The 22,677-nt window shown below is 61.1% G+C and carries 19 protein-coding genes; 8 read left to right on the plus strand and 11 right to left on the minus strand.

Annotated elements, in window-relative coordinates; genetic code table 11:
* Window positions 1–111 precede the first annotated feature (111 nt).
* Window positions 112–1,023, plus strand: coding sequence for a UDP-3-O-acyl-N-acetylglucosamine deacetylase (lpxC, locus tag ACOZK9_RS24515; RefSeq protein ID WP_058414261.1), 912 nt, complete (start codon window positions 112–114; stop codon window positions 1,021–1,023).
* A gap of 106 nt (window positions 1,024–1,129) precedes the next feature.
* Here lpxC and ACOZK9_RS24520 read toward each other — a convergent pair whose 3' ends face one another.
* From ACOZK9_RS24520 to ACOZK9_RS24545, 6 genes are all read right to left on the minus strand, one after another.
* The gene (locus ACOZK9_RS24520) at window positions 1,130–2,623 is read right to left on the minus strand and encodes a sensor domain-containing diguanylate cyclase (RefSeq protein ID WP_421556783.1); all 1,494 of its coding nucleotides are present in this window, start codon (window positions 2,621–2,623) and stop codon (window positions 1,130–1,132) included.
* A gap of 86 nt (window positions 2,624–2,709) precedes the next feature.
* Window positions 2,710–4,032: an OprD family porin gene (locus ACOZK9_RS24525; RefSeq protein WP_421556784.1), complete on the minus strand. Its 1,323-nt coding sequence runs from the start codon at window positions 4,030–4,032 to the stop codon at window positions 2,710–2,712.
* A 348-nt stretch (window positions 4,033–4,380) separates the two neighbouring features.
* Window positions 4,381–5,745 (minus strand): heavy metal sensor histidine kinase, encoded by a 1,365-nt coding sequence (locus ACOZK9_RS24530; protein ID WP_421556785.1) that lies wholly within the window; start codon window positions 5,743–5,745, stop codon window positions 4,381–4,383.
* On the minus strand, window positions 5,735–6,442 hold the full coding sequence (locus ACOZK9_RS24535; RefSeq protein WP_122250797.1) for a heavy metal response regulator transcription factor: 708 nt from the start codon (window positions 6,440–6,442) through the stop codon (window positions 5,735–5,737). Before ACOZK9_RS24535 ends, ACOZK9_RS24530 begins: the two co-directional genes overlap by 11 nt.
* Before the next feature lie 31 nt (window positions 6,443–6,473).
* On the minus strand, window positions 6,474–9,569 hold the full coding sequence (locus ACOZK9_RS24540; protein WP_421556786.1) for a multidrug efflux RND transporter permease subunit: 3,096 nt from the start codon (window positions 9,567–9,569) through the stop codon (window positions 6,474–6,476).
* Entirely contained in the window at window positions 9,566–10,732 is a 1,167-nt protein-coding gene (locus ACOZK9_RS24545) for an efflux RND transporter periplasmic adaptor subunit (protein WP_122250799.1), read from the minus strand. Before ACOZK9_RS24545 ends, ACOZK9_RS24540 begins: the two co-directional genes overlap by 4 nt.
* A gap of 217 nt (window positions 10,733–10,949) precedes the next feature.
* Here ACOZK9_RS24545 and ACOZK9_RS24550 point away from each other — a divergent pair, with 217 nt between their 5' ends.
* From ACOZK9_RS24550 to ACOZK9_RS24560, 3 genes are all read left to right on the plus strand, one after another.
* On the plus strand, window positions 10,950–11,183 hold the full coding sequence (locus tag ACOZK9_RS24550) for a hypothetical protein (RefSeq protein WP_058414254.1): 234 nt from the start codon (window positions 10,950–10,952) through the stop codon (window positions 11,181–11,183).
* Window positions 11,184–11,338: 155 nt separating this feature from the next.
* Window positions 11,339–12,133, plus strand: coding sequence for a transporter substrate-binding domain-containing protein (locus ACOZK9_RS24555; protein WP_152751530.1), 795 nt, complete (start codon window positions 11,339–11,341; stop codon window positions 12,131–12,133).
* A gap of 178 nt (window positions 12,134–12,311) precedes the next feature.
* A complete protein-coding gene (locus tag ACOZK9_RS24560) occupies window positions 12,312–12,521 on the plus strand; it encodes a hypothetical protein (RefSeq protein ID WP_147468924.1) in 210 nt (69 codons plus the stop codon).
* Window positions 12,522–12,613: 92 nt separating this feature from the next.
* On the opposite strand, the gene ACOZK9_RS24565 is transcribed toward ACOZK9_RS24560, so the two are convergent.
* From ACOZK9_RS24565 to ACOZK9_RS24585, 5 genes are all read right to left on the minus strand, one after another.
* Window positions 12,614–13,357, minus strand: a complete 744-nt coding sequence (locus tag ACOZK9_RS24565) for a YkgJ family cysteine cluster protein (RefSeq protein WP_421556787.1) — start codon at window positions 13,355–13,357, stop codon at window positions 12,614–12,616.
* 108 nt (window positions 13,358–13,465) lie between these two features.
* Window positions 13,466–13,948 carry a GNAT family N-acetyltransferase gene (locus ACOZK9_RS24570; RefSeq protein WP_421556788.1) on the minus strand — a complete coding sequence of 161 codons (483 nt, stop codon included), beginning with the start codon at window positions 13,946–13,948 and terminating at the stop codon, window positions 13,466–13,468.
* A gap of 3 nt (window positions 13,949–13,951) precedes the next feature.
* Window positions 13,952–14,854, minus strand: coding sequence for a chemotaxis protein CheV (locus tag ACOZK9_RS24575; protein ID WP_058414250.1), 903 nt, complete (start codon window positions 14,852–14,854; stop codon window positions 13,952–13,954).
* Between the two features lie 153 nt (window positions 14,855–15,007).
* Window positions 15,008–15,982 (minus strand): 2-hydroxyacid dehydrogenase, encoded by a 975-nt coding sequence (locus tag ACOZK9_RS24580; RefSeq protein ID WP_421556789.1) that lies wholly within the window; start codon window positions 15,980–15,982, stop codon window positions 15,008–15,010.
* 412 nt (window positions 15,983–16,394) lie between these two features.
* Entirely contained in the window at window positions 16,395–17,363 is a 969-nt protein-coding gene (locus tag ACOZK9_RS24585) for a LysR family transcriptional regulator (protein ID WP_053254489.1), read from the minus strand.
* 182 nt (window positions 17,364–17,545) lie between these two features.
* On the opposite strand from ACOZK9_RS24585, the gene ACOZK9_RS24590 reads away from it, so the two are divergent.
* Genes ACOZK9_RS24590 through ACOZK9_RS24605 form a run of 4 tightly spaced genes read left to right on the plus strand, consistent with a single transcriptional unit; the run spans window position 17,546 to window position 22,306 of the window.
* On the plus strand, window positions 17,546–19,057 hold the full coding sequence (locus ACOZK9_RS24590; protein WP_421556790.1) for an efflux transporter outer membrane subunit: 1,512 nt from the start codon (window positions 17,546–17,548) through the stop codon (window positions 19,055–19,057).
* A gap of 10 nt (window positions 19,058–19,067) precedes the next feature.
* Window positions 19,068–21,245, plus strand: coding sequence for an FUSC family protein (locus ACOZK9_RS24595; RefSeq protein WP_058414247.1), 2,178 nt, complete (start codon window positions 19,068–19,070; stop codon window positions 21,243–21,245).
* The gene (locus tag ACOZK9_RS24600) at window positions 21,235–21,435 is read left to right on the plus strand and encodes a DUF1656 domain-containing protein (protein ID WP_058414246.1); all 201 of its coding nucleotides are present in this window, start codon (window positions 21,235–21,237) and stop codon (window positions 21,433–21,435) included. Before ACOZK9_RS24595 ends, ACOZK9_RS24600 begins: the two co-directional genes overlap by 11 nt.
* 10 nt (window positions 21,436–21,445) lie before the next feature.
* A complete protein-coding gene (locus tag ACOZK9_RS24605) occupies window positions 21,446–22,306 on the plus strand; it encodes an efflux RND transporter periplasmic adaptor subunit (RefSeq protein ID WP_122250896.1) in 861 nt (286 codons plus the stop codon).
* Window positions 22,307–22,677: the final 371 nt, after the last annotated feature.

A 22,677-nucleotide genomic window follows, 5' to 3' on the forward strand; every position in this document is an offset into this window, starting at 1 on the left:
GGAATGTATCAGGGCTATGAAGGTGATTGGTGTTCAGCAAAGGTCTGGTCTGCTATTATCGCCAGCCTTTGTTGATACCAGTTCGCAATTTGCGCTCAAGCGGTCCAAGCCATGATTAAACAACGCACCCTGAAGAATATTATCCGTGCCACAGGTGTAGGTCTGCACTCCGGGGAGAAGGTATACCTGACCCTCAAACCTGCACCTGTCGACACCGGCATCGTGTTTGTTCGTGCCGACCTGGACCCTGTGGTGCAGATTCCTGCTCGCGCGGAAAATGTTGGCGAAACCACGATGTCGACCACGTTGGTCAACGGTGACGTCAAAGTGGACACGGTGGAGCACTTGCTCTCGGCCATGGCTGGCCTGGGCATCGATAACGCCTACGTCGAGCTCTCCGCGTCCGAAGTCCCGATCATGGATGGCAGCGCTGGACCCTTCGTATTCTTGATTCAATCTGCCGGCCTGGAAGAACAGGACGCAGCCAAGAAGTTCATTCGCATTCTGCGGGAAGTGACAGTAGAAGACGGCGACAAGCGCGCCACCTTCGTCCCGTTCGAAGGCTTTAAAGTGAGCTTTGAGATCGATTTCGATCACCCGGTATTCCGTGACCGCGTGCAAAGTGCAAGCGTGGATTTTTCCAGTACTTCGTTTGTAAAAGAAGTCAGCCGCGCCCGTACCTTTGGTTTCATGAGTGACATCGAGTACCTGCGCAAGCACAACCTCGCACTCGGCGGCAGCGTTGAAAACGCCATTGTGGTCGACGCGGATGGTGTACTGAACGAAGACGGCCTTCGCTATGAAGACGAATTCGTGAAGCATAAAATCCTCGATGCAATCGGTGACCTCTACCTGCTGGGCAATAGCCTGATAGGCGAGTTCAAAGGCTTCAAGTCGGGCCATGCCCTTAACAACCAGCTGCTGCGCAAGTTGATTGCTCAGACAGACGCTTGGGAAGTCGTGACCTTCGAAGATGCCAGCACCGCACCGATCTCTTACATGCGTCCCGTCGCGGCGGTGTAAGTAACAACTCTCTTTTCTTTAGTTTTAAAAGGCTGCCTTCGGGTGGCCTTTTTTTATTGCCGAAAATTCATGCACTGTGGCTCGCCACACGTTACGGGTGCCTGATTCACGCAGTCGTGGCGTCGACGATCCGATTGCGCCCGCTGCGTTTAGCCTCATACAGCGCCTGATCCGCACTCAGCAGCAGCGCCTCCAACGACGTGCGGCTGTGTTTCTCCCAGATGCTCATGCCGATACTCACGGTAATCGGCCGTTCAGCGTCGGCCACCAGTGGCAACAGCTCGACACTGCTGCGGATGTGCTCGGCGATCACCCAGGCACCCGTCAGGTCGGTATGCGGCAATACCACCGCGAACTCCTCGCCGCCATAGCGCGCGGCCAGGTCGGCGGGGCGGCGGATATTGCTGCCGATCACCTGGGCAACCGTGCGCAATGCCTCGTCGCCACCGTGGTGACCATGGCGGTCGTTGAAGGCTTTGAAGTGGTCCACGTCGATCATCAACAGCGCCATTGGCTCAGTCGAGCGCTGTGCGCGGTCCCATTCCAGGCGCAGGCGTTCATCAAGGGTGCGACGGTTGGCCAGGCCGGTCAGGGCATCGGTGGCTGCCAGTTCTGACAGCACCTGTTCGGCGCGATGGCGGCGGCGCAGCTCAAGGCGCAGCATCCACGTTAACCACAACAGGCCGATGCAGAGTACGCCGGTGGCCCCGCTGGTCAGCCAGGTGGCGCGCTTCCAGGGCGCGAGTACGTCTTCACTGGACAGCGCCACCACCACAATCAGCGGCAGCTCCCCGACCGTGGTGAAGGTGTAAAAACGTTCCTTGCCGCTGGTGGTCGAGATAGCTTGGAAGCTCCCGCTGCCTTCACGCAGCATGCGCTTGAAATTCGGCCGATCGCTGAGGTCCTTGTTGATCATGTCGCGTTCGAGCAGCGGCTGCTGGGCCAACAGAATGCCGTTGCTGCTCAGCAGGTTCACGGTGCTGCCGTTGCCAATGGTGAGGCTGCTGAATAGCTGGTCGAAGTACGCCAGGCGCATGGTCGCCACTGCAACGCCGGCGAATTCACCGTTGGGGCCAGACACGCGACGACTGAATGCGATGCGCCAGACCTGCTCGCAATCGCAGTGGATCTTGAACGGTCGGCTGATAAACAAACCCGCCTGCGCGTCATTTGCGTGTACCTGGAAATAATCGCGGTTGGCAAAGTTGCGCGAGGTGGGCTTGAGGGTAGATGAATCAGCGGCGACCGCGCCATTCGCGTCCAGCAACAGCACTTCGCCCTTGAAGGGCGCAGCCGTAGAGAGGTCAAATTGCACCAAGTGCTGGATGTCGGCGGGCACCTGCGACAAGTCTTCGCGTTGTTTTGCCTGGATCAGTCCCTTAAGGGCAAGGTCGTAGAGCTCGACGTTACGCAGCACATCGGCGTTGATCAGTTGGGCAATATTGGTGGTTGAGCGCGTGGCCGCCCGCAGGGTGCTGGCGTGTTCACGAATCAGCAACGCCGCGACGATAATCACAATCACGATGACAGTGAGGCCACTGCCCAGAATCAGCAGAATTTCCGGGAGTGCAGGCGGTGTACGAGCAGGGCGTTGACTCATCGCGCAGACTTCAGCAGTGAAGATGCTGGCAGTTTAGTTCTACGCGACGAAAATTGATTCACTGCTTTGCAAGAAACCGCCGCGGTTTAGAACACGTTGATCGGATAGTCCACGATCACCCGGTATTCATCCACATCCCGGTCCACCGCCGAATAGCCGTTACTCCCACGGTTTTCGGCCCACTGCAGGCGTACCGCCAAGTTCTTCGCCTTACCGCCTTGCACCACGTATTTCACGTCGATGTCGCGTTCCCAATGCTTGGCGTCTTTGCCATCAGCGCTGTACCACGTGCTGTAGCCACGGCTGTTGGGGTCGACTTTGGTGAGGTCGGTCTTGCCGCTGATATACGACACGGCAGACGTCAGCCCAGGCACGCCGAGGCCGGCGAAATCGTAGGCGTACTTGAGTTTCCACGAACGCTCGTTGGGGCCGTTGAAATCCGAGTACTGCTGGGAGTTGTCCAGGTACACGCTGTCGCCCTGGGTGATGTAGTCGAACGGCGTGTCGCCGTGTACCCGCTGGTAGGCGGCGGTGACGCTGTGGTTGCCCACGCCCACGGTGAAATGCAGGCTGTAAGTGTTGTTGTCGATGTTGCCCAGCAGCGATTGGCCGGTGTCCTGGGTGTGGTAGTAGTGCAGGCCTGGGTTGAGGCTTACCCAGTCGTTCAGCGCGTAGGTGTAATCCAGGTCGTAGTAATACTGGTGCCACACGTCCTTGAGTTCGGAGGCATACAGGTTGCTGGTCAGCCCCGGCAGGCCGCTGAAAGACACGCCAGCCCAGTTCAGGTTCTGGCTGTCGGCAGTGTTCGGCAGCGCGCCGTAGCTGGTGCCGATGCGCCGGTGGCCGCTCTGGTTGTAGAGCTTGGTGAAGCTGGCCTGGCCGCCTTCGAACATCCAGCCGTCAAAGCTGTGGTTGGTCAGGCTGACGCCACGAAAGGTCTGCGGCAACATGCGCGTCATGCCGCCGGCGATCACCGGGTTATTCAGGAACAGGTCGCCGGCCTTCAACTCGGTGTCCAGGGCACGCATTTTCAAGGTGCCGCCTGCGGTCGAGAACGAACCGGGTGCTTTACCGTCGCCACTGCCGTAGGGAAGGATGCTGGAGCCGTCGGTGCCGCCACCGCCGTCGAGTTTCAGGCCGAGCATGGCGTTGAGGTCCAAGCCAAAGCCGACTGTGCCTTGGGTGTAGCCGGATGTGAACGTGCCGAGAAAGCCCTGGCCCCACTCTTTGCTGTCATCGGTGTGAATGTCGCGACGGTCACGGTTCATGTAGTAATTGCGGGTGTTGATCGTCAGGTGTGAGCCTTCGATAAAACCGTCGGCCGGCGCGGCGTCTGCTGCGTGGGCGAGGGGGGCGATAATTGCTGTGATCGCTAGGAATAGTGGGGTTAACGTCAGCGAGTTCTTCACTGGGGGAGCTCCTTTGATCAATCGAAAACGGCCAATGTCGTGGGGGTGTGCCTGGCCTTTTTTGCGGCAAAAAAAAGCCGCTTGAGTCAGCGGCTTTGAGACGGAATCCCAGGTTAGAGCCCTAAGATTCAGTCGATGTGGATTCGAGCAAGCGGAAGCTGTCTTTGCCGTCGCGCTCATGCTTGCTTGAAAATCAAGCAGTTGAGCGGCGGGGGCGGAGTGTAACAAGATAATGACTGTTGCCCAAATCGCAACAGTCAGACTGAAAGGAATGGGGCTCTACCTGATGAATGCAGCGCCAATGCCGGGAGCATTTTTGACTGAGTTCGGCCCTGTGATTCAGGTCAGCTACACCGGCAAGGTAATGCCAAAGGTATTACCGCCGCCCTCACTGCGCACGAACACGTCCCCGCCATGCATCAACGCAATCGCTTTAACAATCGCCAACCCCAACCCATGGTTCGCCCCGCTGTTACTGCGCGACGCATCCACCCGATAAAAGCGCTCAAACAGCCGTGGCAAATGCTCGCTGGCAATCTGCTCGCCGGGGTTGGTCACGCCAATCGTCACCTGACGTTCGCGCACGTCGATGTTCACCTCGATAACCTGCCCCGGCGCGGTGTGCTGCACCGCATTGCTCAGCAGATTAATCAGCGCACGGCGCAAGTGGGCTTTTTCGATGTGCACCAAGGCATCACCGTTTACCCGCACGTTGACTTGGGCGTCTTCCAGGATGAAATCCAAGTAGTCGAGCGTGGTCGCCACTTCATCGGCCAGCGAGCTTTGCGTCAGTTTGGTCGCCTTGCTGCCCTGGTCGGCGCTGGCCAGGAACAGCATGTCATTGATGATCGAACGCAAGCGTTCCAGCTCTTCAAGGTTGGATTGCAGCACCTCGAAATAATGCTCGGCCGAACGGCCACGGGTCAGCGCCACTTGGGTCTGCCCGATCAAGTTGGTCAGTGGCGAGCGCAGTTCGTGAGCCACGTCGGCATTGAACGACTCCAGGCGCGAGTAGGCCTGCTCCACGCGGTCGAGCGTGGCGTTGAACGAGTTGACAAACTGGCTCAGCTCCGGCGGCAGCGGCGACAATTGCAGGCGCCCGGAGAGTTTTGGCGGCGCGAGTTTCTGCGCTTCGTCCGAGAGTTTGCTCAGCGGCTTGAGGCCGATACGCGAGACCCAAAACCCCAGTAGCGCCGCCAGCACCACGCCGACAAACGCCAGGCCGATCAACGCGATCAGCAGTTGGTGCTGGGTGGCGCGGAAGTTTTCGGTGTCGATGGCGATCATAAAGCGCAGCGGCGGGCGTTGGTCTTTGGCCGGGAACTTGCTCACCAAGACCTTGAACGGGTATTCACGCTCCGGCAGGCGCAAGTCGCGCTTGCCGGTCGGGCCTTCGGCGAACGCACGTATCTGCGCATCAGGGTTGCCGTATTCGTAGTTCGGATCGCTGCTCACCACCCAGAAGCGGATGCGCTTGTCTTCCTCGCCCAACAGCTTGAGTTTGGCCTTGATCTTCACCCAATGCTCCGGCGTGCCGAAGCGGCTGACCGAGGATTCAAGCACGCTGTAGCGCGCATCCAACTCGGCGCCCGGCAACAACCCCAAGCCACGGTCGACCTGTTGATAGAGTGCGCCGCCGATCAACACGAAGATCAGCAGCGCCACCAGCGTGAACATGCCGCTCAGGCGCAGCGCGATGGAGTTAGCCGCCACTGTGGTTCTCCAGCACGCGGTTCTGCAGCAGGCGGCTTTCCAGTACGTAGCCCATGCCGCGAATGGTGTGCAGCAGTTTTTCTTCGAACGGCCCGTCGAGTTTGGCGCGCAGGCGCTTGATCGCCACTTCGACCACGTTGGCGTCGCTGTCGAAATTGATGTCCCAGACCATTTCCGCAATCGAGGTTTTCGACAGAATTTCACCCTGGCGCCGCGCCAACACGCTGAGCAGCGAGAACTCTTTGGCGGTGAGGTCCAGGCGCACGCCGTTGCGACTGGCCTTGCGGCTGATCAGGTCGATCCACAGGTCGGCGACGGTGACTTGCACCGGTTCGTGGCCGCCGCTGCGGCGGGTCAGCGCTTGCAGGCGCGCTACCAGTTCGAGGAACGAGAACGGCTTGCCCAAATAATCGTCCGCGCCTTCGCGCAGGCCGCGAATGCGGTCTTCCACGCGCTCGCGGGCGGTCAGCATGATCACCGGCGTCTGCTTGCGCGCGCGCAATGCGCGCAACACGCCGAAGCCATCGAGGCCGGGCAGCATCACGTCGAGCACGATCACTGCGTAATCGTTCTCCAACGCCAGGTGCAGGCCTTCGACGCCTTCGCGCGCCACGTCGACGGTGTAGCCTTGCTCCGTCAGGCCGCGGTGCAAGTAGTCCGCGGTTTTTTCTTCATCTTCAATAATCAGGACTCGCATGAGCCTTTTGCTCCAGGGCGGGGCCTCAGCCTCAATGTGTGGTCGTCAGCGCCAGCGCTGGTTTGGGCCTGTGGAAAAACTTCTCCAGGTACAAGTATATGACCGGCGTGGTGAACAGCGTCAGCGCTTGGCTCACCAGCAAGCCGCCGACCACGGCAATACCCAGTGGCTGGCGCAGTTCTGCGCCTGGCCCGGAACCGAGCATCAGCGGCACCGCACCGAGCAAGGCTGCGAGGGTGGTCATGATGATCGGCCGAAACCGTGTGACGCATGCCTCATAAATCGCCTCCTCGGGCGGCAACCCGCGCACGCGCTGGGCTTCCAGGGCGAAGTCGATCATCAGGATGCCGTTTTTCTTGACGATACCGATCAGCAGCACCAGCCCGATCAACGCCATGATCGAAAAGTCCTGGCCCAGCAGCCAGAGCATGATCAGCGCGCCCAAGCCCGCCGAGGGCAAGGTCGAGATGATCGTCAGCGGGTGCACAAAACTCTCATACAGCACACCCAGAATGATGTAGACCGCCACCAGCGCGGCCAGAATCAGCCACGGCTGGCTGGCCAATGAACTCTGAAACGCTTGCGCCGCGCCCTGGAACGAGCCGATCAGAGTGGCCGGCATGCCGATTTCGTTCTTGGCCTGGTTGAGCATGATCACGGCATCGCCCAACGCCACGCCGGGCGCCAGGTTGAAGGACAGATTGGCCGCCGGGAACATGCCGTCATGGCTGATGGACAACGGCCCCACGGTTGGCGGGTCGACGTTGGCGACTGCCGACAGCGGCACCATTTCGTTGGTCAACGGTGAGCGCAGGTAGAAGTAGTTCAGGCTCTCGGCTCGGCCGCGTTGCTGGGTGTCGAGTTCCAGCACCACTTGGTACTGGTTGATCTCGGTCTGGAACTCGTTGATCTGGCGCTGGCCGAAGGCGTCGTACAGCGCCTGGTCAACGTCGGTCGCCGTCAGGCCGAAGCGCGCGGCGGCTTGGCGGTCGATGCTGATGTGGGTGATGCTGCCGCCCAGTTGCAGGTCGTTGGACAAGTCGCGGAAGGCCGGGTTGGCGCGCAGTTTTTCGGTCAGGCGCTGGGTCCAGGTGTTCAGCGTCGGGCCGTCATTGCTTTTAAGCACATATTGATACTGAGCGCGGCTGGGGCCGGAGCTCAGGTTGATGTCCTGGCCGGCGCGCAGGTACAGCACGATCCCTGGCACCTTCGCCAGTTTGGGGCGGATGCGGTCGATGAATTGGCTGGCGGACACGTCGCGATCACCACGGTCTTTCAAGGCGATCCAGAAGCGGCCGTTGGCGATGGTCTGGTTGCTGCCGGTGACGCCCACCGAATGCGAAAACGCCTCCACCGCAGGGTCGGCCTTGACGATCTCGGCGAGCGCCTTGTGCTTGGCGACCATGTCCGGGTACGACACATCCGCCGCCGCTTCGCTGGTGCCCAGCACAAAACCGGTGTCCTGGACCGGGAAGAAACCTTTGGGGATAAACACGTAGCCGACCACGGCCAGTGCCAGGGTCACGGCAAAAATCGCCAGCATGCTGCGCTGATGCGCCAGCGCGCGGCGCAGGTTGCGCGCATAACCGGCCAGCAGGCGTTCGCTGAAACCCGGTTTGTCGTGAACAGGATGGGTCGGCGCGCGCATGAACAGCGCGGCCAGGGTGGGCGCCAGCGTCAGCGAGACCACCACCGAAATCAAAATGGTCGAGGTGGCGGTCAGCGCAAACTCCTTGAACAGCCGCCCGACCACGCCGCCCATGAACAGCAGCGGAATAAACGCCGCCACCAGCGAGAAGCTGATCGACACCACAGTAAAACCAATCTCACTGGAGCCCTTGATCGCCGCCTCACGTTTGCTTAAGCCCGCCTCCAGGTGGCGGTGAATGTTCTCCACCACCACGATGGCGTCGTCCACCACAAACCCCACGGCGATCACGATGGCGACCAGCGTGAGGTTGTTGAGGCTGAAGCCCATCACATACATCAGCGCGAAGCTGGCGATCAGCGACACGCCGAGCACGCTGGACACAATCAGCGTGGCCGACAACTGGCGCAGGAACAGCGCCATCACCGCCACCACCAGCAAGATGGCGATCAGCAGGGTCACTTCCACTTCATGCAAAGAGGCGCGAATGGTCTTGGTGCGGTCGGTCAACACGCTGACCTGCACCGAGGCTGGCAACATGCCTTGCAGGCGCGGCAGCTCGGCTTGAATACGGTCGACGGTCTCGACGATGTTGGCGCCGGGCTGGCGCGAAATCACCAGGTTGACCCCCGGCGTGTCGCCGGACCAGGCCTGCACGTAGGCGTTTTCCGAACCGTTAACGACTTTGGCGATGTCGCGCAGTTGAACCGGTGCGCCGTCTTTGTAGGAAATGATTAACCGGGCGTATTCATCCGGGTGAAACAACTGGTCGTTGGTCGACAGCGTCGACACGCTGTTCTCACCGTAAATCGCGCCCTTGGCCAGGTTCAAACTGGATTGCTGGATGGCCACGCGCACGTCAGCCAGGGTCAGGCCGATGGCCGCAAGTTTGTCGGGCGAGGCCTGCACGCGAATCGCCGGGCGTTGCTGGCCGGTGATGTTGATCTGGCCGACACCGTCGATCTGGCTGATCTGGCGCGCCAGCAAGGTTTCTATGTAGTCGCTCAGTTCGGTGCTGGGCATGCTGTCGGAGCTGACGCTGAGGATCAGCACCGGGCTGTCTGCCGGGTTGACCTTTTTCCAGGTCGGCAGGCTTGGCATATCGCTGGGCAATTTGCCGGACGCGGTATTGATTGCGGCCTGCACTTCCTGCGCTGCGGTGTCGATGCTTTTGCTCAGGGTAAATTGCAGGGTTAACAGGCTGGAGCCCAAGGCGCTGCTGGAGGTCATTTGCGTCATGCCGGGGATGGCACTGAATTGCACCTCCAACGGCGTTGCCACGGATGACGCCATGGTGTCCGGGCTGGCGCCGGGCAATTGCGCGCTGACCTGAATCGTCGGGAACTCCGCTTCCGGCAAAGGCGCGATGGCCAGGCGCGGGAAGGCAATGGCGCCCAACAGCACCAGGGCAAAGGTCAGCAGCAGGGTGGCGACCGGGTGGTCAACGCACCAGGCGGACGGCGAAAGGCGGCTGCTCATCGTTGCACCTTGGCATCGACGGTCTGAATTACCTGCGGCGGTTCCTTGAGCACTTCGACCTGGGCACCGGCCTTGAGGCGCGACTGGCCATCGCTGACCAGCACATCGCCGGCTTGCACGCCCTTGATGATGTTCAGGTCGCTGTTCTGGTAGACCACCTGCACCGGCACCACCTCAACTTTGTCAGCGTTTACCCGGTACACAAAATGCGTGTCCAGGCCACGTTGCACCACGGTCGGCGGCACTACCAAAGCATTTTTGTCGAGGGCGGTTTGAATCTTGATGGTCACCAGTTGCCCCGGCCACAGGCGCTGCGAGGCGTTGGTGAACTCGGCTTTGGCGCGCAAGGTGCCGGTGCTGGAGCTGATCTGGTTGTCGATCAGGCTCAAGTGGCCTTCACCGAGCAAGTCGCCGGTCTGGCCGTCGGTGTCGGCGCCCAGGTAGGCATCGACGCTGGCTTGGGCAGGCGCCGCGATCAGGCCTTGCAGGGTCGGCAGCATCTGTTGCGGCAAGGAGAACTCGACGCTGATCGGGTCGATTTGCGTCACGGAAAACAGGCCCTGGGCGTCACTCATGCGCAGGAAGTTGCCTTCATCCACATTGCGAATGCCGACGCGACCTGTGACCGGCGAGCGAATTTGCGTGTAGGAAAGCTGCACCTGAGCCGAATCAATCGCCGCCTGATTGCCCTGCGCCGTGGCCTTCAGTTGGTTGACCAGCGCTTGTTGCTGGTCATAGGTCTGCTTCGACACGCCGTTGTCGATGCTCAGTTCCTTGTAACGTTTGAGGTTCACCAGCGCCACTTGCAGTTGCGCCTGGCTTTCGCCGAGTTGCGCCTTGGCCTGGTCGAGGCTGGCGCGGATCGAACGGTCATCAATACTCGCCAACAGGTCGCCGGCCTTGACCCGTTGGCCTTCCTTGACCAGCAATTGGGTGAGGATGCCATCGACTTGCGGGCGAATCACCACACTGTGCATCGACAGCACCGAGCCGATACCGCTGACAAACCGCGGCACATCCTGTTGCGTAACGCTGACCACGCGCACCGGAATCGCGGTGGGCGCCGCCAGTTTGGTCTTGGCCGGCCGGGTCAGTGCCCAGGCTGCAATCGCCACTACCACGACGACACCCACTATCAGGGCAGTTTTGCGTTGAATGTGCATGGGATTACGCCGTAGGCGCGGTTGCAGGTTTCTAGCTGCAAGCCGCAAGTTAGAATGTGTATGAATGCTTTATAGCGCTATAAGCCGGTCAGGATCGTGACGGCTAACTGACAGCCGTGACAGCTAACGTTGTTAACCTGTCGCTTGAAGCTTACCGCTTGCAGCCCCGGCCCCGGTATACTCGCGGTTTTACACCTATAGCTGCGCCGGAGCCCTTATGACTTCCCCGACACAACCGCCTGTTGAAGCGACCGACCTCGTCGACCCGGCCGACGCTGCAAGCGTTGAACAAGCCGAGATCCCGGCGTTCAAGTTTCCGTTCAAACCGGGTGAGCTGGCCGGGGCCAAGAATGCCGCCCAGCCCTGGTACAAAAATGGCGCTAAAAACGGCCATACCAAGTCGCCAGGCATGGCTCCGCCGGGTACTCGCCGTTCGATGGGTAAACGCTGAGGCTAAAAATCCGTACACCGTATCGGCATTTGCCTACAACGCTTGCTGATAATTCTGCTTGTAGCGCTACGGTCGGTTCTAGAAAGCTTGCATGACATTGGCTTCGCCCCGGTTTTTTGGGGCCGGGGCGTGGAAGCTGGTCTTTCTGGAAAAGGATGTTCGCTGTGGTCTTAGTACGGGTCTCTGTTGCGCCTGCCTTATTGGTCCTGGCCGCTGTTTTTTGCGCCCCTGCGACAGCTGAAGAATCACCGCGCGCCCTGCGTTTCGCGGTCGCCGCGCAATTCCCGCCTTTTCAAAGCCGTAATCAGCAAGGTCAGCTGGTGGGTTTGAACATCGATTTGGGCAATGCCTTGTGCCAACAGCTCAACGTGCGTTGTACCTGGGTCGATCAGGTTGTCGTGGAAAATTTTGCAGCCCTGGAGGCCCGCCAGTTCGATGCAATCATGGGCATAGCCGCCACGTCGAGGCGGCGCCAACGGGTGAATTTCACCGATAATCTTTATCCGTTCACCACCCGCTTGGTGGCGCGCAAAACATCAGGGTTGCTGCCGACCGTGCGCTCGCTCAAAGGCAAGCGCGTCGGCGTGCTGCTGGGCAGCAACCGTGAAGCGTTTGCTCAATCCCACTGGGCGCCGTCCGGCGTGATTATCCAGAGCTTTTGGCTCAACGATGAACTGGCTCGCAGCCTGGTGGCGGGCCATATCGATGCGACGTTGCAAGGCACCGTGGAAATCCGCCAGGTATTGCTCGACACCGCTGAAGGCCAGGATTTCGACTTTCTGGGCCCGGCGGTGTCGGCTGATCTGCTTGGCGACGGCGTGGCGATTGCGCTGCGCAAGCCTGATACCGAGCTGCGCGATCAACTTAACCATGCGCTGGAACAACTGATGCACAGCGGCGAGTACCAGCGAATTCTTGCGCACTACCGACTGGAAGCCAGCGATGGCTAACGGCGGCAAACGCCACCAGGGCGCTAACGCGTCTACCCCTACTTTGGGAATTTGCCTACGAACTAAACAGGCGAGTCGCAGTTAAAGACCGGCCAGTGCTTGTTAAAACGTCTGCGGCGTTTTGGCCATGCGTTACGTGGCCCGCATGCCTCACACTACTCTAGTATTGGACGGGTATATGACTACGGCAAGACAACTGCTGACACTGACGACGTTTTTTCTGATTTTACTGGTCGGTGCGGGCTGCGCGGTTGCGCCCCCAGCCGATAACCTGCGGCGTGAAATACGCTTCGGGGTCGAGGCGGATGTACCGCCCCTTAAATTCCACGACGCCCAAGGTGAACTCGCAGGCCTGAACATCGAGTGCTACGCGCAAAGCCACCCCTGAACTGACCGCGGCGCTGAACAAGGCACTGCAACGCTTGAAAGACACTGGCAAATACGCGGCCATTACCCTGGCTTACCTGGGCCCGTCGCCGGTTAAGCGGCGCGCAGCGAGATAAACGCATAGTTGGCCGGAACCTCGGTGGCAAGCTGCGCCCCGGCGTCGAGCAATTGTTCGGCGATGTCCATCCCGGAGACGTGGAACACCCACTCATTGGCCACGCTCGGCTGGTCAGCGGCCAACTCGATCGCCTGCGCAAACGCGTGCATGTCCGGCAGGTACGCGGTAAACCCGTCGCCCTTGAGCGCCGTGGTGCGAATACCCAGCAAGGCGCACACCGCCTCCTTGGTGTGCACGTCGTCACGGTCGGCCTGGCGTGAGCGGCTGATTAAGTCAGCCAACTCCAGGTCCACCAATTGCCCACCGACGATCAGCGCAGGGCCTTGTTCCCAGGATTCCGGCGGGCAGTCCTTGGCGGCAGGGTTGAGCGGGATGTGCGGGTTGATCTCCATCGGGTAGATGCGGCACACCAGCGGGCGACGTTCATAGATGCGGCACAGGTTGTCTTCGTCAAGATTCCGGCAGCGCCCCGTGTTGTAGGCGGCAAAGGTAATCGCCACAAACGCCTCGGCGCTGCCGCAAGGCACAACCACCGAGCGCCGCTGCGCGTGTTCGCGTTGTTGCACGGGCAAGCCCAGGCCGGTGCCCAGAAAACCTTCCACCAGAACGATGACGTTACCGCCGTCCGCCGCCCACTGGCGGGCCTCTTCGAGGGTCAGTGGCACATGATGGTCGGTGCAGCATTTGCCGCAACCCACGCAGGAAAAATGAGTGTTCATGGAAGTTCTGTCACCAGGCAAGGTCAGAGGGCACTCTCGAACAGTGACGGGTTTTTACCTCTTCGCACTGCTCACACACGTGGGAAGCAAGTTATGCGCCAGCGCCGGTCAGGCCTCGGGCACCCGGTCGCGCAGCACAAACACCATGCCCGCGCTTTCGTACAGTTGCCGGGCGCGCGCGTTGCTTTCGCGCACCTTGAGGTCGACCCACGGTTCGCCGCGCTGCTTGAACACCGCAAAAGCCTGCAGCAACAACGCTCGGCCCAGCCCTTGGCCCTGTGCGGCGGGGTGTATGCACAGGTTCTTGATAAACGCGCTGGTCCAGCAGTGCGCGACGCCAAGAATGCCGTCGCCATGACTGGCCACCAGGCACAGCGTCGGGTCGAACTCGGCATCGGTCAGGAACCGTTGGCGCCATTGCTCAAGGCTGGCGACACGGCCGCCGCCTTGCGCCTCGCCCAAGCGCAATACGGCATGAATCGCCGGGGCCAGTTCGTCGCGGTAATGTTCCAGCCGAGTACCCGCCGGCCACTGCGGCGCGGGCAGGCTGCCGGTGAGGTCGCGGCGCAACAGTTGAAAGTACTCCGCCACTGTTTACAGGCCTTTTTGCGCCACGGTCTGCGCAGCAATCACCAGGCATTTGGTCAGTTCGGGCGAGGAAAATTTCGTCAGCACCGCGTCGGCCCCGGCCAGGCGGGCTTTTTCGCTGTTCATGGCGCTGTCCAGGGAGGTGTGCAACAGCACGTAAAGCTCCTGGAAATCCGGGGTTTCGCGCAGGGTGCGGGTGAGGGCGTAACCGTCCATTTCGGACATTTCGATGTCCGACACCATCACGTTGATCTGCTCGACGGTGCCCTGCAATTCCAGCAGCACGTCAATCGCTTCCTTGGCGCTGCGGGCGGTGTGGCACGTCAGGCCGAGGTTGCGCAAGGTGTGGACCGATTGCTGCAAGGCCACTTGGCTGTCGTCTACTACCAAAATTCGCGCGTTGCCCAGCACTTCGGCCTCTTCCATGGTCAGGTCGGTCGGCGCCACTTCAATCGGTGCCGGCGCGATACCGTGGATAACCTTTTCGATGTCCAGCACCTGCACCAGCCCGCCTTCAACCTGAGTCACACCGGTGATAAACGAGCGATTGCCGCCGGAGCCATAGGGCGGCGGGCGAATGTCGGTGGTCAGGCAGTGCACAATTTTGCTCACCGCTTGCACGTGCAAGCCCTGCTTGGAGCGGCTGACATCGGTGACGATCAGGCAGCCGCCGTTCGGGTCTTCCAAGGGCATTTCGCCCAGCGCGCGGCTCAGGTCGATCACCGACAGCGACGCACCGCGCAGGGTGGCGATGCCTTTGACGTGAGGGTGCGACTCCGGCAGCTTGGTCAGCGGTGGGCAGGGGATAATTTCGCTGACTTTCAACAGATTGATGGCCATCAGCTTGCCGCTGCGCAAGGTAAACAGCAGAAGCGAGAGTGAGTCTGCGCGGGCTTTGGTGGTGGACATAAAAACCTTCTGTGGATCAGGGAAGACAATCTATAGAGGGTTATCGACTTGTCAGCGCCAGGCTTTAACCGGATTTGATGATCGTTGTCACCAGCGCAACTGATCGTTCTCACGCAGAGCACGGGAACGATCATTCGCCTGGAAGTGGTGGTGTCAGCCTTTCCACACCTGCGGGTTCACCAGGTCCTGCGGGCGCTGGCCGAGCAGGGCGCTGCGCAGGTTTTGCAACGCGCGGTTGGCCATGGCCTCACGCGTTTCATGGGTGGCCGAGCCGATATGCGGCAAGGTCACGGCGTTGCTCAGTTGGAACAGTGGCGACTCAGCCAGCGGCTCCTGCTCATACACATCCAGGCCGGCGCCACGAATGCGTTGGCTTTGCAGGGCTTCGATCAGCGCCGGTTCGTCTACGACCGGGCCACGCGAGATGTTGATCAGGATTGCGCCGGGCTTCATCAGGCCCAGCTCGCGCGTGCTGATCAGGTGGCGAGTCTTCTCGCTTAACGGCACCACCAGGCAGACGAAGTCCGACTCGGCCAGCAATTGGTCGAGGCTGCGAAATTGCGCGCCCAGTTCCTGTTCCAGCGCGGGTTTGTGGCTGTTACCGCTGTACAGGATCGGCATGTTGAAACCCAGTCGCCCACGCCGGGCCACGGCTGCGCCGATGTTGCCCATGCCGACGATACCGAGGGTCTTGCCGTGTACATCGCAGCCGAACAATGGCGCGCCCACGCTGGCTTTCCACTGGCCGGCCTTGGTCCAGGCGTCCAGCTCGGCCACGCGGCGCGCGCTGCTCATCAGCAAGGCAAAGGCCAGGTCGGCGGTGCTTTCGGTGAGTACATCGGGGGTGTTGGTGAGCATGATCCCGCGTTCGTTGAAATACGCTACGTCGTAGTTGTCGTAGCCTACGGAGACGCTGGAGACCACTTCAAGCTTGCTCGCCCCTTCGAGCTGCGCGCGGCCGAGTTTGCGGCCTACACCGATCAGGCCGTGGGCGTGGGGCAGGGCTTCGTTGAATTGAGCGTTGAGGTCGCCGCGCTTGGGGTCCGGGGCGATGACGTCGAAATCCTGTTGCAGGCGTTCGATCATTTGCGGGGTGACGCGGCTGAAGGCGAGGACGGTCTTTTTCATGGCAGGCGGGCTCATCGACTACGGAAGAATGCTAAGCACGCTAACATTGCTGCCGTTTATTGTCAGGACGCTGAGTGGTTGGATTGGATCTTTGATGTGGCGCTTTCGCGCAGCAAGCGGGTTCGATGTGTTCTTTGAATTTTCGTACATATCCGTTGTTTGGGTGATGGTTTGTATCGGTTTCGCTCTTACAGCGAGTCACTTTTGACAGGACCGGAAGCCGACCTGAGTGGTTGAAGCAGATCAAAAGCAGTTTTGCATACACGGCAGATCTGCTTTTTTTGCTTTCTGTGGGAGGGGGCTTGCTCCCGATAGCAGTTTTACAGTTGATACATGAGTTGACTGACCCACCGCCATCGCGAGCAAGCCCGCTCCCACCGTTGAGCGGGTTTTGGCTGTCTGGCATGCCCCGTCAGTTCGCCAGGCGCGCGCCGCTCAGGCTGCCGCTCAATTCATACGCCACCAACTCTGCCTGATGCGCCGCCAGAATCTCTGGCAACGAACCGCGCAGGTATTCCACCCACGTCTTGATCTTCGCATCCAAATACTGGCGCGATGGGTAGATGGCGTACAAATTCAGCTCTTGCGAACGATAAGTCGGCATCACCCGCACCAGCGTGCCGTTGCGCAGGCCTTCGATGGCCGCATACACCGGCAGCAGGCCGACGCCCATGCCGCTGGTGATTGCGGTTTTCATCGCATCGGCCGAGTTGACCAGAAACGGCGAGGTATTAATCGCCACACTTTCCTGGCCTTCGGGGCCATTGAACGTCCATTTATCCAGTTGAATAACCGGGCTCACCAGGCGCAGGCAGGCATGGTTGAGCAAATCCTGTGGCCGTTGCGCGCAACCTTTGGCTTTGACGTAATCCGGCGAGGCGCAGGCGATGCTGTAGGTGATGCCCAGGCGTTGCGACACAAAACCCGAGTCCGGCAGCTCGCTGGCCAGCACGATCGATACGTCGTAGCCCTCGTCGAGCAGATCCGGCACGCGGTTGGCCAGGGTCAGGTCGAAGGTCACGTCGGGGTGGGTGCGGCGGTAGCGGGCAATTGCGTCGATCACAAAATGCTGGCCGATGCCGGTCATGGTGTGCACTTTCAACTGCCCGGCGGGGCGTGCGTGTGCATCGCTGGCTTCGGCCTCGGCTTCTTCGACGTAGGCGAGGATTTGTTCGCAGCGCAGCAAATAACGTTTGCCGGCTTCGGTCAGCGCGATACGGCGGGTGGTGCGGTTGAGCAAGCGGGTTTGCAGATGGGCCTCAAGGTTGGAGACCGCGCGCGAGACGTTGGCGGTGGTGGTGTCCAGTTGCACGGCGGCGGCGGTGAAGCTGCCCGCTTCGGCCACGCAACTGAAAGCGCGCATGTTTTGCAAAGTGTCCATGGAGAGTTCTCAGGGGAGATGACAAATTGTGACAGAAAGTTGCACCGTCCAGTGATCCCTACCAACGGATTATCGCGTGAACGGTAACAAAGATTCACAGGAATGCCAGCTTATCGTCGTGCATGCCGCCGCCTAGAATTGCGCCACTTTCCCCGCCTCACCCTCTCAGGAATTCGCTTGCCGTGCCGCGTCGCATCAGCAGAGAGCTGAAGACTCTCAGTGTTTGGGCCTTATCGTTAGCAATCAGCGGCTGCATCGGAACCGGAGGAATCGCCCCCCAAGGCCAGGCGCTCAACGCTGACCAGCTGGCCACCGATGCAGCCATCCAGAGCGCCGCCAGCGACGCACATTGGCCCACCCGTCAATGGTGGCAAGCCTACGGCGACCCGCAATTGAACCGCTGGGTCGACCTCGCGACTCACAACAGCCCAAGCATCGCCATGGCCGCCGCGCGGGTGCGCGAAGCGCAGGCCATGGCCGGGGTTGCCGAGTCGGCGGAGTCGTTGCAGGTCAACAGCGACACCACGCTCAAACGCCACAACTGGCCGAAAGATCAGTTTTACGGCCCCGGCGAATTGAGCGGCGCAACGACCTGGGACAACAATGCTTCGCTGGGCCTGAGCTACGCCCTCGACCTGTGGGGGCGTGACAGTAATGCCAGCGAACGCGCCGTCGACGTGGCCCATAGGCGCGTCGCCGAAGCACGCCAGGCTCAGCTCGAACTGCAAAACAACGTGGTGCGCGCTTATATCCAGCTGTCGTTGCATTACGCCAACCGCGATATTGTTGCCGCCACCCTGGCCCAGCAACAGCAGATACTCGACCTGGCGAATAAACGCCTGAACGCGGGCATTGGCACGCACTTGGACGTCAGCCAGGCCGAAACGCCGCTGCCGGAAACCCATCGTCAACTCGACGCGCTGGACGAAGACATTGCCCTGAGCCGTAACCAACTGGCGGCGCTTGCCGGTAAAGGCCCAGGCGAAGGCGCGCAGCTGCAACGCCCAAGTGTGTCGCTCGCCGCGCCGCTGAAATTGCCCGCACGCTTACCGGCGCAGTTGCTCGGCCAGCGCCCGGACGTGGTCGCCAGCCGCTGGCAAGTGGCGGCGCAGGCGCGTGGAATTGATGTGGCTCACGCCGGTTTCTACCCCAACGTCGACCTGCTCGGCAGCCTTGGCTACATGGCCACCGGTGGCGCGCTGCTGGGGTTTCTCAGCGGCCAGAAATTCAACTACAGCGTCGGCCCGGCGATCACCTTGCCGATCTTCGACGGCGGCCGCTTGCGCGCGCAATTGGGCGAGGCCAGCGCCGGTTATGACATCGCCGTGGCCCGGTACAACCAAACCCTGGTGAATGCGCTCAAGGGCATCAGCGACCAGTTGATCCGCCGAGAGTCGATGGACAAGCAGTCGGCCTTCGCCGCGCAGTCGGTGGCCTCGGCGCAGAAAACCTATGACATCGCGATGATCGCCTACCAGCGCGGCCTCACCGACTACCTGAACGTGCTCAACGCGCAGACCCTGTTGTTTCGCCAGCAGCAAATCGAGCAGCAGGTACAGGCCGCGCGCCTGAGCGCGCACGCTGAATTGGTCACTGCGTTGGGTGGCGGGCTCGGCGCCGGTGACGATGTGCCGCCGCCGGGCAAAATCGCCGCGGGCAAAGCGCCGGCGGCACTTGCCGCGTTTGATCACTGAGGAGCCTTGCATGACGACCTTGCCTGCACCGCTGCGCTGGTTGCATTCGCTGGAGTGGCGGCGTGGTTTTTTTGCCTGGGCACGCAGCGATGGCGTGACCTGGGTGTACATCTTCAAGGTGTTGATCGCCGCGTTCCTCACGCTGTGGTTGGCCATGCGCCTGGAATTGCCGCAACCGCGCACTGCCATGATCACCGTGTTCATCGTGATGCAACCGCAGAGCGGCCAAGTGTTCGCCAAGAGTTTTTACCGCTTCCTCGGCACGCTGGCGGGCTCGGCGGTGATGGTTTTTTTGATTGCCTTGTTTGCGCAGAACACCGAGCTGTTTCTCGGCGCGCTGGCGATCTGGGTGGGTATTTGCACGGCCGGTGCGACGCGTAATCGCAACTTTCGCGCCTATGGTTTTGTGTTGGCCGGCTACACGGCGGCGATGGTCGGCCTACCGGCCCTGGCGCACCCGGACGCGGCTTTTATGGCGGCGGTGTGGCGCGTGCTGGAAATTTCCTTGGGGATTATCTGCGCCACGCTGGTCAGCGCCGCGATCCTGCCGCAAACCAGCAGCGCGGCGATGCGCAACGCCCTGTACCAGCGCTTTGGGGTGTTCGCGCTGTTTGTGACCGACGGCCTGCGCGGGCGCAGCCGGCGTGAAGATTTCGAGGCCGGCAACGTGCGCTTTATCGCCGAAGCGGTGGGCCTGGAAGGGCTGCGCAGCGTGACCGTGTTCGAAGACCCGCACATGCGTCGGCGCAATGGCCGGCTCAGCCGCCTCAACAGCGAATTCATGAGCATCACCACGCGCTTCAACGCCCTGCACCAACTGCTTGAACGGCTGCGCGCGGATGCCGCCGACCACGTGGTGGTCGCGATCAAACCCGGCCTGCAAGACCTCGCCGAAGTGCTCGACGGTTTTTCCGGTCGCGCCCTCACCAGCCCCGATGCCGCGCGCCTGGTCAGCGCCCTGAGCGCCTACAAGGACGGCCTGCCCGCCACGGTTCGCAGCCTGCGCGCAAGTTTTCAGCAAGGCGACCCGAGCGAAGCCGCGCAACTGGATTTTCACACCGCCTACGAGCTGCTGTACCGCTTTGTCGACGACCTGCACAACTACGCGCTGACCCACGCCTCGCTGGCAGAGCACCGGCATGCGCGCGAGCAGTGGGACGAAACCTTTACCCCTAAAACCAACTGGCTGGCCTGCGCCGCGTCGGGCATTCGCGCCGCGTTTATCTTGATCGTGCTGGGCAGTTATTGGGTGGCCACGGCGTGGCCCAGCGGCGCGACCATGACCCTGATCGCGGCCGCCACTGTGGGCTTGTCCGCCGCCACGCCGAACCCCAAACGCATGGCGTTTCAGATGGCCTGCGGCACGTTGATCGGCGCCCTGGTCGGCTTTGTCGAAATGTTCTTTGTGTTCCCCCGGATCGACGGTTTTCCGCTGCTCTGCGTGATGCTCGCGCCGGTGATTATTTTCGGCGCTTTCCTCGCCTCACGCCCGCAATACGCTGGTGTCGGCGTCGGCTTGCTGATTTTCTTCAGTACCGGCTCGGTGCCGGACAACCTCACGGTCTACAACCCCTACAGCTTCATCAATGACTACATTGCGATGGTCATTGGCATGCTGGTGTGCGCGGCGGCGGGCGCGATCATTTTGCCGCCCAACAGCCGCTGGCTGTGGCGCCGACTGGAGCAAGACCTGCGCGAGCAAGTGGTGTACGCCATCAGCGGCAAGCTCAAAGGCCTCGCGTCGAGCTTCGAAAGCCGCACCCGTGACCTGCTGCACCAAGCGTATGGCCTTGCCGTCGGCCAGCCGCAGGTGCAACGCGATTTACTGCGTTGGATGTTCGTGGTGCTGGAGGTCGGCCACGCGATTATCGAGCTGCGCAAAGAGCAGGCGATTTTGCCGGTGCACCCGGCGTATGCCGAGTCCCAGCCGTGGCGCCAGGCGATCCGCGTGATGGGCCGTTCGCTGGTGCGGCTGTTTCTGCAACCCAGCGCGAGCAACCTGGAGCGCGGCCTGATCGCCGTCGACCATGCGATCAGCCGCGTGCAAGCCACCGACGAGCCTTTTGCGCCGCACTTCGATACCTCGGCGCTGCGCCGGGTGAAAAGCTACCTGCACTTTATCCGCACCTCGCTGCTGGACCCGCAATCGCCGCTGGCTGCCCTCAAAGGATCCCCGCATGCCCCGTGAAATCGCCTTCCACGGCCTGTACATGCCGACTATCACGCTGATGTTTGTGATCGCGGCCGGGCTGGCCTGGGCGCTTGACCGCTTCCTGGCCGGGTTGGACCTGTACCGGTTTTTCTGGCACCCGGCGTTGCTGCGCCTGAGCCTGTTCGTTTGCCTGTTCGGCGCGCTGGCGCTGAGCGTCTACCGTTGAGAATGCCCCGATGAAAAAGTTTTTCAGCCTGCTCGCGACCTTGCTGGTATTGGCCCTGGCGATCTGGATTGGCCGTACGTTGTGGGTGCACTACATGCAAACGCCGTGGACCCGCGACGGCCGCGTGCGCGCCGACATTATCAACGTCGCCGCCGATGTGACCGGCGAAGTGGTGGACGTGCCGGTGCGGGACAACCAGCGTGTCAAAAAGGGCGACCTGCTGATGCAAATCGACCCCGAGCACTACCGCATCGCGGTCAAACAGGCGCAATCGCTGGTCGCCTCGCGCAAGGCCACGTGGGAGATGCGCAAGCTCAACGCCCACCGCCGCGCCGACCTCGACGCCCTGGTGATCTCCAGGGAAAACCGCGACGACGCGAGCAACCTCGCAGGCGCAGCCCAGGCCGATTACCAACAGGCGCTGGCGCAACTGGAAGCGGCTGAGCTTAATTTGAAACGCACGCACGTGTTGGCGGCCGTCGACGGTTACGTCACCAACCTTAATGTGCATCGCGGCGACTACGCGCGCATCGGCGAGGCGAAGATGGCGGTGGTCGATATGAACTCGTTCTGGGTTTATGGCTTCTTCGAAGAAACCAAGCTGCCGCATGTGAGGGTTGGCGATACCGCCGACATGCAACTGATGAGCGGCGAGACGTTAAAGGGCCACGTGGAAAGCATCTCGCGCGGCATTTATGACCGCGACAACCCCGAGAGCCGCGAGCTGATCGCCGACGTAAACCCGACCTTCAACTGGGTGCGCCTGGCCCAGCGCGTGCCGGTGCGCATTCACATCGATGAAGTGCCGGAGGGCGTGCTGTTGGCGGCGGGCATCACCTGCACCGTCATCGTCAACCCAGCACAAAACTAAACGGGGGCAGGGGGGTTGAGCGTGTCAGGCCTTGATAAAGGGTCATGCGCAGTGACGGGCTCACACCGATGAAGCACCGAATGGCATCTATCGGCAGCAACACGAAACTGTGGGAGGGGGCTTGCTCCCGATGGCGGAGTGTCAGTCACCCAATATTTTGACTGAACCACCGCCATCGGGAGCAAGCCCCCTCCCACAGTTTTTGAGCTGTGTCAGGCCTTGATAAAGGGTTCATGCGCAGTGACGGGCTCATATCGATGCTGTGCCGGAGGTGGTTCTATCGGCAGCAACATTAAACTGTGGGAGGGGGCTTGCTCCCGATGGCGGAGTGTCAGTCACTGATGTTTTAGCTGAACCACTGCCATCGGGAG

Source organism: Pseudomonas kitaguniensis (genome assembly GCF_049199985.1).
In the GTDB taxonomy this organism is placed as follows: Bacteria; Pseudomonadota; Gammaproteobacteria; order Pseudomonadales; family Pseudomonadaceae; genus Aquipseudomonas; species Aquipseudomonas kitaguniensis.